Source organism: Streptomyces sp. NBC_00569 (assembly GCF_036345255.1).
Lineage (GTDB): Bacteria > Actinomycetota > Actinomycetes > Streptomycetales > Streptomycetaceae > Streptomyces.
Map to the genome: position 1 here is coordinate 4,617,913 of NZ_CP107783.1, position 18,200 is coordinate 4,636,112.

Below are 18,200 nucleotides of genomic sequence, written 5' to 3' on the forward strand. Positions count from 1 at the left end.
TGTCCACCCCAAGCCGCCATTCTCACCCGAACTGGTCGGGAGTGGTGCTATCAATCTGACCAAATCGGCCGGACGGAAGCGTCAGACCCCAGGATCAACTCCGCGTACTCCCGCGGTATGACACGGGAGGGCGACGCCTCCCCCATCCCGTAGGGGAGACGCCGCCGATCCCCTGGACCGGTCTCCGCGGTACGAACACGTGACCGGCCCGGTAGGGCACGCCGACGACCCTGCCGGGGCAGGGGCCGCCGGCACGGGTGACTTCGCCGGCGGTGTTCAGGCGCCGGATCCCGGCGGTGCCGGGGGGAGCGGCCCGTGCCGCCCGCCAACAGGTCGTCCTGCATCGCAGCATCACCCCGTCGAGCAGAACCCCGCCCAAATCCGTATTTCTGGGTGCCAGTCATCCGCATCCGACAAAGGGGTCGCCATGCTCGCCACCAGGAGAAACACGCGGATCACCGGTTACGTCGCCGTGGGCGTCGCCGTCTTCACGCTCGCGCTCGGCGGATGCGGCGGCAGCGGCGGCGGGAGCAAGAGCGGCGACACCGGGAGCGGCAGCGCCCCCACCGGTTCCGCGACCCTGACCGCCGCCGAGGTCGACCAGGTCGGCACCGTCGTCACCGACAGCAAGGGCTACGTCCTGTACCGCTTCGACGAGGACTCGGCCAAGCCCACCAAGGTGACCTGCTACGGCAACTGCGCCAAGCTCTGGCCGGCCGCCACGACCACCGACGCCAAGAACGTCACGGTCAAGGGCGTCGACAAGAAGCTGGTCTCGACGGTGGAACGGTCGGACGGCACCACCCAGATCACCCTCGCGGGCCGACCGCTCTACCGCTACGCCAAGGACGACGAGCCGAAGGAGGCGCACGGCCAGGGAGTGGACGGCACATGGTTCGCGGCGACACCCACCGGCGCCAGGGCGCAGGACGGCTCGGGGTCGAGCAGCAACGGCTACTGACCTCACCGACCCGCGCGCGGCGGGCCGGTGAGGCGGGAGGGCGTCAGCCCGCCCGGTGCACCACCGCGTCGCACAGCTCCAGAAGGGCCGCCTTCGCGTCGCACTCGGGCAGCGGCGCGAGGGTCGCCCGCGCCTCCTCCGCGTACCGCACGGTGTCCCTGCGGGCCTGCTCCAGGGACGGGTGGACACGCAGCCGTTCGAGCGCCTCGGCGTGGCGCGCGTCGTCCGTCAGGTCGGAGTCGAGGAGCTCGCACAGGGCGCGGTCCTCGGGCAGGCCGAGCTGCTCGGCGCGCTCGCGCAGACGGAGCACCGGCAGCGTGGGGATGCCCTCGCGCAGATCGGTGCCGGGGGTCTTGCCGGACTCGTGCGAGTCGGAGGCGATGTCCAGGACGTCGTCGGCGAGCTGGAAGGCGACGCCGAGCCGCTCGCCGTACTGCGCGAGGACGTCCACGATGCGCTCGTCGGCGCCCGCCATCATCGCGCCGAACCGCACGGCCACGGCGATCAGCGAGCCGGTCTTGCCACCGAGGACGTCGAGGTAGTGGTCGACCGGGTCGCGGCCGTCGCGCGGTCCGGCCGTCTCCAGGATCTGCCCGGTGACGAGGCGCTCGAAGGCCTCCGCCTGGATGCGGACGGCCTCGGGCCCGAGGTCGGCCAGCATGTGGGAGGCGCGCGAGAAGAGGAAGTCGCCGGTCAGGACCGCGACGGAGTTGCCCCAGCGGACGTTGGCGCTGTCGACGCCGCGGCGCACGTCGGCCTCGTCCATCACGTCGTCGTGGTAGAGCGTCGCGAGATGCGTCAGCTCGACGACGACGGCGGCGGGCACGACACCCGGCGCGTACGGGTCGCCGAACTGAGCGGCGAGCATCGCGAGGAGGGGCCTGAAGCGCTTGCCGCCCGCGCGCACGAGATGCTGCGCGGCCTCCGTGATGAAGGGGACCTCGCTCTTCGTTGCCTCGAGCAGACCCTCCTCGACAGCCGTCAACCCGGCCTGGACATCGGCTTCGAGAGCCTGGTCCCGCACGCTAAGACCGAAAGTCCCGACGACGGTCACGAGAGGTTCTCCTGTCTGCTGACGATCACATGGCGAACTCGGTCGATCATTTGGTCGATGACACGGTTTGTCGATGTGTCGCTGCCATCACTCAAGTCAGCGTATCCGGTCGCGTTTCGATCACAGTGGGGGCCTGCCCGCACAGACCAGGCCGAGCGACCCACGAACACCCCCGGTATGTTCTTGATCAGCTCATACGACCGAGTAGACCGGGAGTCTCTCCTTTGTCCCGCACCACGGCCGAGACCGAGCCGAACGAACCGGCGAGCGACCAGCCGCCGCCGGGCGACGACCACGCGTTCTTCGGCCAGCCGCGCGGCCTGCTCACGCTGTCGGGTCTCGAAGTCTGGGAGCGTTTCTCGTTCCTCGGCATGCAGGCCATCCTCGTCCTCTACTTCGCGGACACGGTGGCACACGGCGGCCTGGGCATGTCCGCGGGAACGGCGGCGTCCGTATCGGCAGCGTACGGAACTCTCGTCTATCTCGTCTCGGTGGGGGGTGGCTGGCTCGCCGACCGGATCCTCGGCTCGTACCGCGCGGTCCTGTACGGCGGCGTCCTGATCGCCTGCGGCCACTACGCCATGGCGGTGCCGACGGCCACCATGACCTGGGTCGGTCTCGGCCTGATCAGCGCGGGAACCGGCCTGGTCAAACCCAATGTAGCCACGATGGTCGGCAAGCTCTACCGCACCGACGACGAGCGCCGCGACGCGGGCTTCGCGCTGTACTACATGGGCATCAACATCGGTGCCTTCGCGGGCCCGTTGATCACCGGCTGGCTCGGCGACCACAAGGGCTGGCACTGGGGCTTCTCGGCCGCCGCGATCGGCATGACGTTCGGTCTCGTCCAGTACGTCGCCGGACGGCGCCATCTGGCCGGACGCAAGCACGCCGCCGAGTACGCCCTGCCGCCCGAGGGGATGCGGCGCGCGGTCCGGCTGATGATCGTGAGCGCGATCACCGTCGCCGTACTCGCCGTGGTCCTCGTGTGGGCCGGCCGGCTGACGATGGACCGCTTCGTGGACGTCCTCACGGTCATCTCGGTGATCGCGCCGGTCGTGTACTTCGCGGTGATGTTCCGCAGCCCCCGGGTGACCGCCGAGGAGCGCGGCAGACTCAAGCCGTACGTCGTGCTCTTCCTGGCCTCCGTGGTCTTCAACTTCATCCTGTTCCAGGCGTACTCGACGATGATCCTGCTGGCCTCGACGAACGCCAGGACCGAGATCCTCGGCTTCCACTTCCCCGCCGGCTGGTACGCGTCCGCGCTCGGCGCCTTCGAGGTCGCGCTCGCCCCCGTGGTGGCCGGTCTGTGGGCCCGGATGGGGCCGCGCCAGCCGCACGCCTCCAACAAGATCGCGTTCGGTGTGATCCTCGGCGGGCTGTCGTTCCTGCTCATGGTCATCCCCACCTCGGGCCACAGCGGGGACACGTACAAGATGGCCGCCTGGTGGATCGTCGGCTCGTATCTGCTGCTCGGTCTCGGCGACATCCTTCTGGAGACCTCCGGCATGTCGGCGACGACGAAGCTCGCCCCGAAGGCATTCTCCAGCCAGACCATGTCGCTCTGGTTCCTGTCGCTCGCCCTCGCCAACGGCATCCAGGCACAGACCGTGAAGCTCTACGGCGAGGTCTCCAATCCCGTGTACTTCGGCGTCAACGGCGCCATCGCCGTAGCCATCGGCCTGGTCGTCATCGCGCTCGCGCCGTGGCTGCGCAGGACCATGCACCCCGTTCACTGAGGTGACTCCCATGTCAGAAACCCCGGCCCTCACCATCCGCACCTCCTTCCCCTACGAGACGACCCGCGAGGACATTCGCGTACCCCTGCCGGACGGCACCACGCTGTTCGCCCGCATCTGGCGTCCGGTGACCGACGAGCCGGTGCCCGCCCTCCTCGAATACCTCCCGTACCGCCTGAGCGACTGGACGGCGCCCCGCGACTGGCAGCGCCACCCCTGGTACGCGGGCCACGGCTACGCCTCCGTGCGCGTCGACGTGCGCGGGCACGGAAACTCGGAGGGCCTGCCCGGCGACGAGTACGACCCGACAGAGCTCGCGGACGGTGTCGCCGTCGTCAACTGGCTGGCCGCACAGCCCTGGTGCAGCGGCAAGGTCGGCATGTTCGGCATCTCCTGGGGCGGCTTCAACTCCCTCCAGATCGCGGCCCTCGCGCCCGAGCCGCTCAAGGCGGTCGTCACGGTCTGCTCGACGGACGACCGCTATGACAACGACGTGCACTACATGGGAGGTTCCGTCCTCGCGGTGGACATGCACGCATGGGCGGCGACCATGCTCGCCTTCGTGTCGCGACCGCCCGACCCGCAGTTCGTCGGCGACGGCTGGCGCGCGATGTGGCTGAAGCGCCTCGAAGCGGTCGACCCGTTCATCCACACCTGGCTCGGCCACCAGACCCGCGACGCGTACTGGCGGCACGGCAGCGTCTGCGAGGACTACACCGCCGTGCAGGCGGCCGTCCTCGCGGTGGGCGGCTGGCACGACCCGTACCGCGACACCGTCCTGCGCCTGGTCGAGAACCTGCCCGACCAGCGGGTACGCGGGATCATCGGCCCCTGGTCGCACCAGTACCCGGACCGCGGCCTGCCGCCGGGCCCCGCGATCGGCTTCCTCCAGGAGACCCTCCGCTGGTGGGACCACCACCTCAAGGGCGTGGACAACGGCGTCATGGCGGAGCCCAAACTCCGCTCCTGGATCAGCGGCCCGCACCCGCCCGCCACCGTCTACCCGACGCTGCCGGGCCACTGGGTCGGTGACCCGTCCTGGCCGTCCCCGAACGTCGCGCCCCTCGCGTACGCCCTTCAGGGGCCGCCCGTGATCGTGAGGTCGCCCCAGCAGACGGGCCTGGACGCGGGCCGCTTCTTCCCCTTCGGGAACGACGCGGACCTGCCGCCGGACCAGCGGGACGAGGACGCCAAGTCGGCGTGCTTCGAGTTCGAGGTGCCCTCGGAGATCCAGGTACTCGGCCGGCCGCTGGTGACACTGCGGATCACCAGCGAGGTACCGCGCGGGCAGGTCGTCGCCCGGGTGTGCGACGTGGCACCGGACGGCTCCTCGACGCTCGTCACGCGCGGCGTCCTCAACCTCTCTTCGCGCGAGGGCCGCGACAAGGCCGTCGCCTGGCCCCCCGGCACCGCGGACGAGGTCTCCTTCGAGCTGAACGGCATCGGCCACACCTTCCCGGCCGGGCACCGCATCCGTCTCGCGGTGTCGTCCGCGTACTGGCCGTGGATCTGGCCGCAGCCCGGTTCGGAGGCCGGCTTCACCCTCGAACCGGCGGGCAGCGCCCTCGAACTGCCGGTCAGGATGGTCGACGCCGAGAACGGCGCCGACATCGGCTTCGAGCGGCCCGAACAGTCCGAGCCGATGGGTGTCGTCCACCCGGCCACCCTGGACGAACAACGCCCCGAGCGGCTCTGCGTCCGCGACGTCGCCAAGGGTGAATGGCGCCTCGAGGTCGACCCGCGCTACGGCGGCACCCGTGTCTACCCCGACGGCCTCGAATTCACCGAGGACGCCCTGGAGACGTACGTCATCCAGGAGTCGGACCCGCTCAGCGCGCGGACCCGCTCCGACTGGTCGATCCGCCTGCACCGGCCCGAACTGGCGTGGGACGTCACGATCGAGACCCGCTCCGAAATCGCCTGCGACGCGACGGACTTCATCACCAGCAACGAGGTGGTGTGCCGGGACGGCGGCGAGGTGGTCTTCCACCGGACGTGGGAGCAGCGGATTCCGCGTACGGCGGGGTGAGGCAGCGGGGCGGGCCGGCGGGGCGCGTGGTCAGCGTCGCGCGAAGTGGCGTTCGAGGATCACGGCGACGCCGTCCTCCTCGTTCGACAGGGTCACCTCGTCGGCCGCCGCCCTGAGCTCGGCGTGGGCGTTGGCCATCGCGACGCCGTGGCCGGCCCACGCGAACATCGGCAGGTCGTTCGGCATGTCACCGAAGGCCATCGTGCGCTCCGCTGTCAGGCCGAGCCGCTCGGCGGCCAGCGCGAGCCCCGTCGCCTTGGTGACGCCGCACGGCTGGAGCTCCACGGTGCCGGGGCCCGACATGGTGACCGTCGCCAGGTCGCCGACGACCGCCCGCGCCACCGTCGCCAACTCGTCGTCGGTCAGCCGGGGATGACGGAGCAGCACCTTGCTGATGGGCTCGGCCCACAGCTCCTGGCGGCGCTCGACGCGCACGGCGGGGAGCGTGGGGTGCGGCATCACATAGCCGGGCTCGATGAGCGTCAGGCCGCCCCTGCCGTCCTGATCGACCGCCGCGTCGACCTGGCCGACCTCGGCCTCGATCTTGCCGAGGGCCTGTTCGGCGAGGTCACGGTCGAGGGTCAGGGACCACACGATGCGGTCCGTCGCCGCGTCGTACAGCTGGGCGCCCTGGGCGCAGACCGCGAGTCCGGTGCCGCCGAGCTCGTCGAGCAGCGGCCGCACGCGCGGCGCGGGCCGTCCCGTCACCACGAGGTGGCGGGCCCCCGCGGCGGCCGCGGCCGCGAGGGCACCACGCGTGCGGTCGGAGACCGTGTCGTCGCCGCGCAGCAGCGTCCCGTCCAGGTCTGTGGCGATGAGTTCGAACGGGGCGGAGCGAAACGGAGCGGGCATGATCGAGAGAATACGGACCTCTCCCCCGGGTCACTCCGCCCGGTCGCCCCCTCCGTCTCCCCGTCCCTCGCCCCGCTCGTTCACCCTTGCGCGGGGTGCCTCACGCGTGGGCCGATGCGAGGTGTTTCGCCAGACGTGGCGAGGCGAACTCGGTGCCGCACACGAACCGCATGACCGGCCCGAACGACGACCCGCCCAGCATGCCCGTGAAGTAGAGCCCCGGCACCGAGGACACATAGCCGGCGCCCAGCCTCGGGGTTCCCCGGCTGGCGGCCGTCCGGGTCCGCAGGCCGTCGCCGAGGAAGTCCATCGCGGCGAGGTCGACGCGGTAGCCCGTCGCGGCGATGACGTGATCCGCGGTCAGCTCCTCGAGGCGCCCGCCGGGGGCCCGCACGGTGAGGCTCACGCCCCCGTCCGCCGCGGCGGACCCCACGATGCCCTCCACCTCCCGCACCCGCACCTTGTCCTCGAACCGCTCGCGCAGCCACCACGCACCGAGCGGCCCGAGCACCCGCCGGACGAGGAAGTGCCGTGCCTGCGGCGGGAGACGGCGGTACGGGTGGGGGTAGTACGTCAGCGCGTACAGCGACCAGGCCCGGCCGAACGGCGTCTCGGGGCGCAGCTTCGGCTGGTCCCACGGCGGCGAGCCGAACCGCACGGAACCCTTGCCGCGCGCCACGATCCGTACGCTCGCCCCGGCCTCCGCGGCGAGCGCGGCGGTCTCCAGGGCGGACTGTCCGGCGCCGACCACGATGAGTTCCCTGCCGGAGAACCGGGACAGGTCGTGATGCTGCGAGCTGTGGGAGACGGGACCGGTGGGGGCGGGCCCGTCGGGCGCCGCCGCGGTGAGCTCGTGCGGCAGGTGGTCGAGCCCCGAAAGGCCGGTGGCCACGACGACCGCGCGGGCCGTGAACTGCTCCCCGGAGTCCAGCTTGACCTCGAAGTTCTCGTGTCCGCGCCGGTCGACCGACACGACCCTGACCCGCTCCAGGTCGGGCACGAGCTTCCGCTGGAACCAGTCACCGTAGGCGACGAACGTCTCGACGGGGACGATGTCCTCGTCCGTCACCAGGCGCGGGATCCCGGCGGCGTCGCAGTAGTCGACGAGGTCGTGGCCGCGCTGCGGGGCGTCGATGTTCGAGGCGGACGGCACGGACTTCAGGAGCATTCCCGCGGGCATGTGCGAGCGCCAGCTCACCATGGGGTCGCCGAAGACCCGTACCGGAATGCCGCGTGCCCGCAGATGGGCGGCGGTCGACAGGCCGTACGGGCCCGCCCCGATGACAGCTACCGGATGAATCACGAAGTCCCCTCCCCAGGGAAGACATGTGCTTCCTGCTTCGCGGTGGCACGTGGTGTCTGCGCGCCCGTAACTCGACTTACCGGTGCGCTATTCGGCCTCGGTCTTGGCCTTGGTCTTGATCTCGGCCTCGGGCCCGGTCTTCGCGGTGCCGCTGCCGCGGCGGTTGGTCCGCCACAGCTGATGGAGGTGGCGGGCTCCCGGGCCCACGAATCGGGCGAGCATCGTGAACAGGGGCCGCAGGTCGTCGGTGGCGAGCCACGCGAGTTCCGTGCCCGTGGCGCGGGCCGGGGCATGCGGGGTCGTGTATCCGCTGCGGCGGTAGGCGATGAGAGCGGGCAGGTCGATGTTCTCCACCACGTACCGGTGGCCCGCTCGCTGTTCCCCCTCCGGGACGGCGCGGCCGGTCAGGTCGAGATGCATGGCACGGACGACGTCGATCCCGGACTCGCTCTCGAAGAGCCGGAACTGGGCGCCCATGCGCGGATTGAAGTCGAGGAGCTTGTACTGGCCGTCGCGCCGGTCGAAGCGCAGGTCGAGGTCGATGACGCCGGTGAAGCCGATCTGTTTGATGAAACGTGCCGCGAGGTCCGCGAGTTCCGGGTTGTCGACGACGTACGCGTTCGCCGTCATGCCCGCGTGCGGCGGCCAGGAGCGCACCTTGACGCCGGTGAAGAGGACCAGCGGCGTGGAGTCCGCGTCGAAGTACGCGTGCACGATCCAGTCCTCGGCCTGCTCCCTCGGCAGATACTCCTGGAGGATCGCGCCGGGCTGCTCACCCCAGCCGCGGGCGAGTGCGAGCAGGCCCTCGGGGGTGGCGATCTTCGTCGTCCCGTTCACAGCGGGCTGTTTGCGGCGGGTGAACGCCTCACGGTTCTTGGCGACCACCGGGAAGCGGGCCGACGCGGCGAACTCCTCGATGTCGGCGTACGACTCGGGGAACGCAGCCGCCGGCGACGCGACGCCGTGCTCCACACACAGTTCGTGCAGCCCCTGCTTGCTGGCGAGCCTGCGCGGCAGGTCCCGCCCGACGCGCGGGAACAGGAACTTCCCGCTGTCGGCCAGCTCCTCCTGGTGCTCCGCGATGAGGACGGCCGCCTCTTCGTCGGTCGGGATCAGGACCGTGGGCCTGCCGATCCGGCGCGCGATGCGCAGCATGCCCTCGACGAGCCGCTCCGGTTCCTCGGCCCCGGTGGTCCGCCAGGGAAAGGCCCGGCGCAGATAGCGCGAGGACGCCGCGGGCGTGTAACGGTCCTCCGTGATCGCATACATGGGCACGCCGAGGCGCCCCAGGCTGCGGATCGCTCCCACTCCTCCGTGGTGCAGTGGATAGTCGCCGAACTTCACGATCAGGCCCGGCACGTCCCGGTCGGCTTCGAACGGCACGCTGCTGGCACTCCCGGCCACGGGTCCCCCCACGTGTCCTGTCCCCCTTCGGACCCGGACCCACCCCGCCCGCGTCCCCCGATAGGACGCTAAGCCGGAATTGACCACTCCAGCAAGGCTTATTCGGACATTGCGAACTCTTTAGACACTGCCCCAACGCGGCGCTCCCACGTAACGTGTGGCCCACCCATATGGAAAGCGAGGCAGGTACGCATGTCCGAGCAGACCCCGCTCACCCCCCTCGACCTCCCCGAAGGCGACCCCTTCGGACCGCACAACCTCCCGTACGGGGTGTTCTCCCTGCCGGGGGACGCCGTGGAAGCGCGCCGGGTCGGCGTGCGCCTCGGCTCGTACGTGCTGGACGCGGGCGCCGCGGCGGCAGCGCTCGGCTCGCCCTACGTCTCCCTGCTCGCCCGTCCCACCCTGAACCCGCTCATGGCGGCGGGCCGCACCACATGGTCGGACGTGCGCCGCGCGCTCACCGCCTGGGTCACGGTCCCGGCCCACCGCGAGACCGTACGGCCTCTGCTGCACCCGCTCGCCGATGTCACCCTGCACCTCCCCTTCGAGGTCGCGGACTACGTCGACTTCTACGCCTCGGAGAACCACGCCCGGAACCTGGGCCGGATGTTCCGCCCGGACGAGGAGCCGCTGAAGCCCAACTGGAAGCATCTGCCGGTGGGTTACCACGGTCGCGCCGGGACGGTCGTGGTCTCGGGCACGGACGTGGTCCGCCCCTCGGGCCAGCGGAAGCCCCCGGCCGACCCGGCTCCCGTCTTCGGTCCCTCGGTGCGGCTCGACATCGAGACGGAGCTGGGCTTCGTCGTCGGGACGCCGTCCGCGCAGGGCACGCCGGTGCCGCTGTCCGCGTACCGCGACCACGTGTTCGGGCTCTGCCTCCTCAACGACTGGTCGGCGCGCGACATCCAGTCCTGGGAGACCGTGCCGCTCGGCCCGCACCTGGGCAAGTCGTTCGCCACGTCGGTCTCGGCCTGGATCACTCCGCTGGACGCGCTGGACGAGGCGCGCGTGACGCCCCCGGAGCGCACGTACCCGCTGCTGCCGTATCTGGACGACTCGGCGCCTTCCGCCGACGGCATCGCGGACGAGCCCGGTGGCTACGACCTGAACATCACCGTCACCCTCAACGGCCACGTCATCTCCGAGACCTCCTCCGCCTCCCTCTACTGGACGGCGGCGCAGATGCTGGCCCACATGACGGTGGCCGGCGCCTCCCTGCGCACGGGCGACCTGTACGGCTCCGGCACGATCAGCGGTGCCTCGGAGAACGCGCGCGGCTCCCTCATCGAGATCACCTGGAACGGCCGCGACCCGATCGAACTCCCCGACGGCAAGCGGACGTTCCTCGAGAACGGCGACGTGGTCACGATGACGGCATGGGCCCCCGGCCCGGACAACACTCGTGTGGGCCTCGGCGAGGTGACGGGGCGGATCGTGGCGGGCGCCACGGTGTGAGAGCCCTGAGGGCGGCGCCGTCAGTGGCCTGAGGGCGCCGCCACCGCTGTCACCAGTCGATGTCCTCGGGCTCCGGCTCGTCCTCGGGCCAGCCCGGGTCCGGCTCCGGCGCCTCCCCGGCGGCGGGGCCGGTCGGGGCCGGGCCGCTAGAACCGGCGCCGTCCAGGCCCGCCAGTACCTCGAGGACACCCTCGCCCCACGTCGCCAGCTTCTTCTCGCCGACGCCGCCGATCGTGCCCAGCTGGCCGATGGACGTGGGGTGCTGGAGGGCGATCTCCTTGAGCGTCGCGTCGTGGAAGATGACGTAGGCCGGGACCCCGTTCTCCTTCGCCTGCGCGCCGCGCCACGCGCGCAGCGCCTCGAAGACGGGCAGCAACTGCTCCGGCAGGTCCGCCGCGGGCGACTTCGCCTTGCGGTCGCGCGAGGCCGAGCGGGACGTGGCGGGCCGGGGCGCCTCCTTGCGCAGCCGCACCTCCCGCTGCCGCCCGAGGACGGTCCCGCTGTCCTCGGTGAGGACCAGCGTCCCGTACTCGCCCTCGACGGCGATGAGCCCCTGCGCCAGCAACTGCCGCACCACGCCGCGCCATTCGGCCTCGCTCAGGTCCTCGCCGATGCCGAAGACGGAGAGCTGGTCGTGGTCGAACTGGATGACCTTGGCCGTGCGCCGGCCCATCAGGATGTCGATGATCTGGCCCGCGCCGAACTTCTGCCGGCGCTCCCGGTCGAGGCGCACCACCGTGGAGAGGACCTTCTGCGCGGCGACCGTGCCGTCCCAGGTCTCCGGCGGCGAGAGGCACGTGTCGCAGTTGCCGCAGCCGGCCGTCTGCGGCTCCTGCCCGAAGTACATGAGCAGCTGAGACCTGCGGCACTGAGCCGTCTCGCACAGCGCCAGCATCGCGTCGAGGTGGGACCCCGCCCGGCGCCGGAACGCCTCGTCGCCCTCCCCCATGTTGATCAGCTTCCGCTGCTGGACGACGTCCTGCAGCCCGTACGCCATCCAGGCCGTGGAAGCGAGCCCGTCACGCCCGGCGCGGCCCGTCTCCTGGTAGTAGCCCTCGACGGACTTCGGGAGATCGAGATGCGCGACGAACCGGACGTCGGGCTTGTCGATGCCCATGCCGAACGCGATGGTCGCGCAGACGACCAGGCCCTCCTCGCGCAGGAAGCGGGACTGGTGCGCCGCGCGGGTGCCCGCGTCGAGACCCGCGTGGTACGGGACAGCCTCGATGCCGTTCCGGCTGAGGAACTCGGCCGTCGCCTCCACCGACTTGCGCGAGAGGCAGTACACGATGCCCGCGTCGCCCTCGTGCTCCTGCTTGAGGAAGGTGAGGAGCTGCTTCTTCGGGTCGGCCTTCGGCACGATCCGGTACTGGATGTTGGGCCGGTCGAAGCTCGCCACGAAGTGCTTCGCGTCCGGCATGCCCAGGCGCTGGGTGATCTCCTGGTGCGTGGCGTGCGTCGCCGTCGCCGTGAGCGCGATGCGCGGCACGTCCGGCCAGCGCCGGCCGAGGACGGACAGGGCCAGGTAGTCCGGGCGGAAGTCGTGCCCCCACTGCGCCACACAGTGCGCCTCGTCGATCGCGAAGACGGAGATCCTGCCGCGGGAGAGCAGATCGAGCGTGGAGTCGAGGCGGAGCCGCTCCGGTGCCAGATAGATGACATCCAGCTCACCCGCGAGGAACTCGGCCTCGACGGTGCGACGCTCGTCGAAGTCCTGCGTCGAGTTCATGAACCCGGCGCGGACGCCGAGCGCGCGCAGCGCGTCCACCTGGTCCTGCATGAGAGCGATGAGGGGCGAGATCACGACGCCCGTGCCGGGCCTGACCAGGGCCGGGATCTGATAGCACAGGGACTTTCCGCCGCCGGTCGGCATCAGGACGACGGCGTCCCCGCCGTCCACGACATGGTCGATGACCGCTTCCTGCTCGCCGCGGAACGCGTCATATCCGAAGACGCGGTGCAGCGTCTCCAGCGCGCCGCCGCGCATCGCCGTCGCCACGCCGGGCTCCGTCACCTCGCTCATGCCACCGATCCCATTCATCGCCCTGTCCCCGTACGTCCGTACTTCGTGGTTCGACCACTGCTGCCACGATAGGGCTCCGCGCCGACAGCCCGAAAAGTTATCCACAGGCTGGGGGCGAAGCCGCCTCCCGGCCGGGGTCCGGGGAGGCGTCCCCCACGGCGGCCAGGAACGCCTCCGCCCGGCATCCCCTCGCGGGGACACCGGGCGGTGGCGACCGTGCGTGGCGCGGTTACCGCACGAACACACTCGCCTGGTTCGCCAGGTCCAGGAAGTACTGCGGCGCGAGGCCCAGCACCACCGTGACCGCCACACCCACCGCGATCGTGGTCATGGTGAGCGGCGAGGGCACGGCGACCGTCGGGCCGTCCGCCTTCGGCTCGCTGAAGAACATGAGCACGATCACACGGATGTAGAAGAACGCCGCGACGGCCGACGAGATCACACCGACCACGACGAGCGCGCCCGCGCCGCCCTCCGCCGCCGCCTTGAACACGGCGAACTTTCCGGCGAAGCCCGAGGTCAGCGGGATACCGGCGAAGGCGAGCAGGAACACCGCGAAGACGGCCGCGACCAGCGGCGAGCGGCGCCCGAGACCCGCCCACTTCGACAGGTGCGTGGCCTCGCCGCCCGCGTCCCTGACCAGCGTCACCACGGCGAACGCGCCGACGGTCACGAAGGAGTACGCGCCCAGGTAGAAGAGCACGGCCGAGATGCCGTCGGGTGTCGTGGCGATGACACCGGCGAGGATGAATCCGGCGTGCGCGATCGACGAGTACGCGAGGAGCCGCTTGATGTCGGTCTGGGTGATGGCGACGATCGCGCCGCCCAGCATCGTGACGATCGCGATGGCCCACATGACCGGCCTCCAGTCCCAGCGCAGGCCGGGCAGGACGACGTACAGGAGCCGCAGGAGGGCGCCGAAGGCGGCGACCTTCGTGGCGGCCGCCATGAAGCCCGTGACCGGCGTGGGCGCGCCCTGGTAGACGTCCGGGGTCCACATGTGGAACGGCACGGCGCCGACCTTGAACAGCAGGCCCATGACGACCATGGCGGCGCCGATGAGCAGCAGCGCGTCGTTCCCCATGGTGTCGGCGAGCGCCGGGTCGATGTTCTGGATCGATCCGTCGACGACGTCGGCGATCGTCGCGTACGACACCGAGCCCGCGTACCCGTACAGGAGGGCGATGCCGAACAGGGTGAACGCCGAGGCGAAGGCACCGAGGAGGAAGTACTTGACCGCCGCCTCCTGCGACATGAGCCGCTTGCGGCGGGCCACGGCGCACAGGAGGTAGAGCGGCAGGGAGAAGACCTCCAGGGCGATGAACAGCGTCAGCAGGTCGTTCGCCGAGGGGAAGACCAGCATGCCGCCGATCGCGAAGAGCGCGAGCGGGAACACCTCGGTGGTGGTGAACCCGGCCTTCACGGCGGCCTTCTCGCTGTCGCTGCCGGGGACGGCCGAGGCCTGCGCGGCGAACGAGTCGACGCGGTTGCCGTGCGCCTCCGGGTCCAGGCGGCGCTCGGCGAAGGTGAAGATCGCGACGAGGCCGGTCAGCAGGATGACGCCCTGGAGGAACAGGGCCGGGCCGTCGACGGCGATCGCGCCCATGGCCGCGATGTGCGCCTTCGTGGTGCCGTACCCGCCGGCCGCGAGCCCGACCACCGCGGCGAACGCGGCGGCCAGGGCGACGACGGCGAGGAACACCTGGACGTAGTAGCGGGACTTACGCGGCACGAACGCCTCGACGAGGACCCCGACGACCGCCGCACCGATGACGATCAGGGTGGGCGACAATTGGCCGTACTCGATCTTCGGCGCGCCGATCTTCGAGATTTGTTCCTTGAGCGGCGACGTGGCCGCCGTTGTCCACAGGCTGTGGACGGCTGCTGCGCTCACTTGGCCGCCTCCACCGCTGGCTTCGGGTCCTTCTTGTGTACGTCGGACAGGGTCTGCTTGACCGCCGGGTTCACCAGGTCGGTGACCGGCTTCGGGTAGACGCCCAGGAAGATCAGCGCGGCGATCAGCGGGACGACCACCGCGAGCTCACGCACCCGCAGGTCCGGCAGGGCGGAGACCTCCGGCTTCACCGGGCCCGTCATCGTCCGCTGGTAGAGGACGAGCGTGTAGAGCGCGGCGAGCACGATGCCGAAGGTCGCGATGATCCCGATCACCGGGTAGCGCGAGAACGTGCCGACCAGGACCAGGAACTCACTCACGAAGGGCGCGAGGCCCGGCAGCGAGAGGGTCGCGAGGCCGCCGATCAGGAACGTGCCGGCGAGCACCGGGGCGACCTTCTGCACGCCTCCGTAGTCCGCGATCAGGCGCGAACCGCGGCGCGAGATCAGGAAGCCCGCCACCAGCATCAGGGCGGCCGTCGAGATCCCGTGGTTGACCATGTAGAGCGTCGCGCCCGACTGGCCCTGGCTCGTCATCGCGAAGATGCCGAGGACGATGAACCCGAAGTGCGAGATCGACGCGTACGCCACCAGTCGCTTGATGTCCCGCTGACCGACCGCGAGCAGCGCGCCGTAGACGATGCTGATGAGGGCCAGCACGAGGATGACCGGCGTCGCCCACTTCGAGGCCTCCGGGAAGAGCTGGAGGCAGAAGCGGAGCATCGCGAACGTGCCGACCTTGTCGACCACCGCCGTGATGAGGACGGCGACCGGGGCGGTGGCCTCCCCCATCGCGTTCGGCAGCCAGGTGTGCAGCGGCCACAGCGGCGCCTTCACCGCGAAGGCGAAGAAGAAGCCGAGAAAGAGCCAGCGCTCGGTGCTGGTCGCCATGTGCAGCGAACCGTTCGCCCGCGCGGCGGCGATCTCCTGGAGCGAGAAGTTCCCCGCCACTACATAGAGACCGATCACGGCCGCCAGCATGATGAGGCCGCCGACGAGGTTGTAGAGGAGGAACTTCACGGCGGCGTACGAACGTTGGGCCGCCGCGTTCTCGTCGCTGCCCGAGTGGGCGCGGTCCCCGAAGCCGCCGATGAGGAAGTACATCGGGATGAGCATGGCTTCGAAGAAGATGTAGAAGAGGAACACGTCGGTGGCCTCGAAGGAGATGATCACCATCGCCTCGACGCCGAGGATCAGGGCGAAGAAGCCCTGCGTCGGCCGCCACCTCGAACTCCCGGTCTCCTGCGGGTCGGCGTCGTGCCAGCCCGCGAGGATCACGAACGGGATCAGGAGGGCGGTGAGCGCGATGAGCGCCACCGCGATGCCGTCCACGCCCAGCTCGTACCGCACCCCGAAGTCCTTGATCCAGGAGTGGGATTCGGTGAGCTGGTAGCGGGCACCGCCGGGCTCGAAGCGCACGAGCACGACCGCGGCCAGCACGAGCGTGGCGACCGAGACGAGCAGCGCGAGCCACTTCGCCGCCGTACGCCGCGCGGCCGGGACGGCAGCCGTGGCGATGGCTCCCACGGCGGGGAGCACCGCCGTCGCTGTCAGCAGAGGAAAGGACATTGCTATCAGACCGCCCTCATCAGCAGGGTCGCGGCGACGATGAGTGCCGCACCGCCGAACATCGAGACGGCGTACGAGCGGGCGTAGCCGTTCTGGAGCTTGCGCAGCCGGCCGGAGAGCCCGCCGACCGAGGCCGCCGTCCCGTTGACCACGCCGTCGACCAGGGTGTGGTCGACGTAGACCAGGGAGCGGGTGAGGTGCTCGCCGCCGCGGACCAGGACCACGTGGTTGAAGTCGTCCTGGAGCAGGTCACGGCGGGCGGCCCGGGTGAGCAGCGAGCCGCGCGGGGCGGCGACGGGGACCGGGCGGCGGCCGTACTGGAGGTAGGCCAGGACCACACCGATCACCAGGACCACCATGGTGGCCGAGGTGACGGTCGTGGCACTGATCGGCGCGTTGCCGTGGCTGTGCTCGGTGACCGGCTCCAGCCACTTCAGGAAGCGGTCGCCGATGCTGAAGAAGCCACCCGCGAAGACCGAGCCGAACGCGAGCACGATCATCGGGATCGTCATGGACTTCGGCGACTCGTGCGGGTGCGGCTCGTGGCCCTCCGCATCCGGCTGCCAGCGCTTCTCACCGAAGAACGTCATGATCATCACGCGCGTCATGTAGAACGCGGTGATGGCCGCGCCGAGCAGGGCCACCGAGCCGAGGATCCAGCCCTCCGTGCCGCCCTTCGCGAACGCCGCCTCGATGATCTTGTCCTTGGAGAAGAAGCCGGACAGACCGGGGAAGCCGATGATCGCGAGATAGCCGAGCCCGAACGTGACGAACGTGACCGGCATGTACTTCCTGAGGGCGCCGTACTTCCTCATGTCCACCTCGTCGTTCATGCCGTGCATGACCGAACCGGCGCCGAGGAAGAGGCCCGCCTTGAAGAAGCCGTGCGTCACCAGGTGCATGATCGCGAAGACGTAGCCGATGGGGCCGAGGCCCGCGGCCAGCACCATGTAGCCGATCTGCGACATCGTCGAGCCGGCCAGCGCCTTCTTGATGTCGTCCTTCGCGCAACCGACGATCGCACCGAACAGGAGCGTGACCGAGCCGACGATGACGACGACGAGCTGCGCGTCCGGCGACGCGTTGAACACCGCGCCGGAACGGACGATCAGATAGACACCCGCGGTCACCATGGTCGCGGCGTGGATGAGGGCCGAGACCGGGGTCGGGCCCTCCATCGCGTCACCGAGCCAGGACTGCAGCGGCACCTGGGCGGACTTGCCGCACGCGGCGAGCAGCAGCATCAGGGCGATGCCCGTCAGCGTCGCGCCGCCGCCCTGGTGCTCCTCCGCCGCCTTCAGGACCGGCGCGAAGGCGAACGTCCCGAACGTCGTGAACATCAGCATGATGGCGATCGACAGACCCATGTCGCCGACGCGGTTGACCAGGAAGGCCTTCTTCGCCGCGGTGGCCGCGCTGGGCTTGTGCTGCCAGAAGCCGATCAGGAGGTACGAGGCGAGGCCCACGCCCTCCCAGCCGACGTACAGGAGCAGGTAGTTGTCGGCGAGGACCAGGAGGAGCATCGCCGCGAGGAACAGGTTCAGGTAGCCGAAGAAGCGGCGGCGCCGCTCGTCGTGCTCCATGTACCCGATCGAGTAGATGTGGATCAGCGTGCCCACACCGGAGATCAGGAGCACGAACGTCATCGACAGCTGGTCCAGCTGGAAGGAGACGTCCGCCTGGAAGCCCTCGACCGGGATCCAGCTGAACAGGTGCTGGGTGAAGGTGCGGTCGTCGGCGCTCTTGCCGAGCATGTCGGTGAAGAGGAGGACGCCGATGACGAACGAGGCGGCCGAGAGCACCGTGCCGAGCAGATGGCCCACACGGTCCAACCGCCGTCCGCCGCACAGCAGTACGGCCGCTCCGAGCAGTGGCGCCGCTACCAGCAGCGCAATCAGGTTTTCCACTGTGCAGCGAC

The 18,200-nt window shown here is 70.4% G+C and carries 12 protein-coding genes; 4 read left to right on the forward strand and 8 right to left on the reverse strand.

Features of this window, described 5'->3' with window-relative positions:
• Positions 1 to 427: 427 nt before the first annotated feature.
• Positions 428 to 961: a hypothetical protein gene (locus OHO83_RS20715; protein WP_266673222.1), complete on the forward strand. Its 534-nt coding sequence runs from the start codon at positions 428 to 430 to the stop codon at positions 959 to 961.
• 43 nt (positions 962 to 1,004) lie between these two features.
• Here the strand turns inward: OHO83_RS20715 and OHO83_RS20720 are convergent, their stop codons facing one another.
• Positions 1,005 to 2,015: a polyprenyl synthetase family protein gene (locus OHO83_RS20720; protein ID WP_266673220.1), complete on the reverse strand. Its 1,011-nt coding sequence runs from the start codon at positions 2,013 to 2,015 to the stop codon at positions 1,005 to 1,007.
• A 224-nt stretch (positions 2,016 to 2,239) separates the two neighbouring features.
• Between OHO83_RS20720 and OHO83_RS20725 the strand changes: the two genes are divergently transcribed.
• Positions 2,240 to 3,754: a peptide MFS transporter gene (locus OHO83_RS20725; RefSeq protein WP_330279715.1), complete on the forward strand. Its 1,515-nt coding sequence runs from the start codon at positions 2,240 to 2,242 to the stop codon at positions 3,752 to 3,754.
• A 10-nt stretch (positions 3,755 to 3,764) separates the two neighbouring features.
• Complete coding sequence (locus tag OHO83_RS20730; protein WP_266673216.1) at positions 3,765 to 5,783, forward strand: CocE/NonD family hydrolase; 2,019 nt, start codon at positions 3,765 to 3,767, stop codon at positions 5,781 to 5,783.
• Between the two features lie 30 nt (positions 5,784 to 5,813).
• Here OHO83_RS20730 and OHO83_RS20735 read toward each other — a convergent pair whose 3' ends face one another.
• The 3 genes from OHO83_RS20735 to OHO83_RS20745 all read right to left on the reverse strand — a co-directional run bounded on the left by OHO83_RS20735 (position 5,814) and on the right by OHO83_RS20745 (position 9,321).
• Entirely contained in the window at positions 5,814 to 6,635 is an 822-nt protein-coding gene (locus tag OHO83_RS20735; protein ID WP_266673214.1) for an HAD family hydrolase, read from the reverse strand.
• A 100-nt stretch (positions 6,636 to 6,735) separates the two neighbouring features.
• On the reverse strand, positions 6,736 to 7,938 hold the full coding sequence (locus OHO83_RS20740) for an NAD(P)-binding domain-containing protein (RefSeq protein WP_266673212.1): 1,203 nt from the start codon (positions 7,936 to 7,938) through the stop codon (positions 6,736 to 6,738).
• An 87-nt stretch (positions 7,939 to 8,025) separates the two neighbouring features.
• Positions 8,026 to 9,321 (reverse strand): carboxylate--amine ligase, encoded by a 1,296-nt coding sequence (locus tag OHO83_RS20745; protein WP_266673210.1) that lies wholly within the window; start codon positions 9,319 to 9,321, stop codon positions 8,026 to 8,028.
• A 213-nt stretch (positions 9,322 to 9,534) separates the two neighbouring features.
• Here OHO83_RS20745 and fahA point away from each other — a divergent pair, with 213 nt between their 5' ends.
• Positions 9,535 to 10,797 carry a fumarylacetoacetase gene (gene fahA, locus OHO83_RS20750; RefSeq protein ID WP_266673208.1) on the forward strand — a complete coding sequence of 421 codons (1,263 nt, stop codon included), beginning with the start codon at positions 9,535 to 9,537 and terminating at the stop codon, positions 10,795 to 10,797.
• Positions 10,798 to 10,846: 49 nt separating this feature from the next.
• Here the strand turns inward: fahA and recQ are convergent, their stop codons facing one another.
• From recQ to nuoL, 4 genes are all read right to left on the reverse strand, one after another.
• Entirely contained in the window at positions 10,847 to 12,820 is a 1,974-nt protein-coding gene (gene recQ / locus OHO83_RS20755) for a DNA helicase RecQ (RefSeq protein ID WP_266673206.1), read from the reverse strand.
• A 229-nt stretch (positions 12,821 to 13,049) separates the two neighbouring features.
• A complete protein-coding gene (gene nuoN, locus OHO83_RS20760; protein WP_266673204.1) occupies positions 13,050 to 14,714 on the reverse strand; it encodes an NADH-quinone oxidoreductase subunit NuoN in 1,665 nt (554 codons plus the stop codon).
• Positions 14,711 to 16,282 carry an NADH-quinone oxidoreductase subunit M gene (locus tag OHO83_RS20765; RefSeq protein WP_266673202.1) on the reverse strand — a complete coding sequence of 524 codons (1,572 nt, stop codon included), beginning with the start codon at positions 16,280 to 16,282 and terminating at the stop codon, positions 14,711 to 14,713. The genes nuoN and OHO83_RS20765 overlap by 4 nt, the downstream gene beginning before the upstream one ends.
• 5 nt (positions 16,283 to 16,287) lie before the next feature.
• Positions 16,288 to 18,189: an NADH-quinone oxidoreductase subunit L gene (nuoL, locus tag OHO83_RS20770; RefSeq protein WP_266673200.1), complete on the reverse strand. Its 1,902-nt coding sequence runs from the start codon at positions 18,187 to 18,189 to the stop codon at positions 16,288 to 16,290.
• Between the last annotated feature and the right edge of the window lie 11 nt (positions 18,190 to 18,200).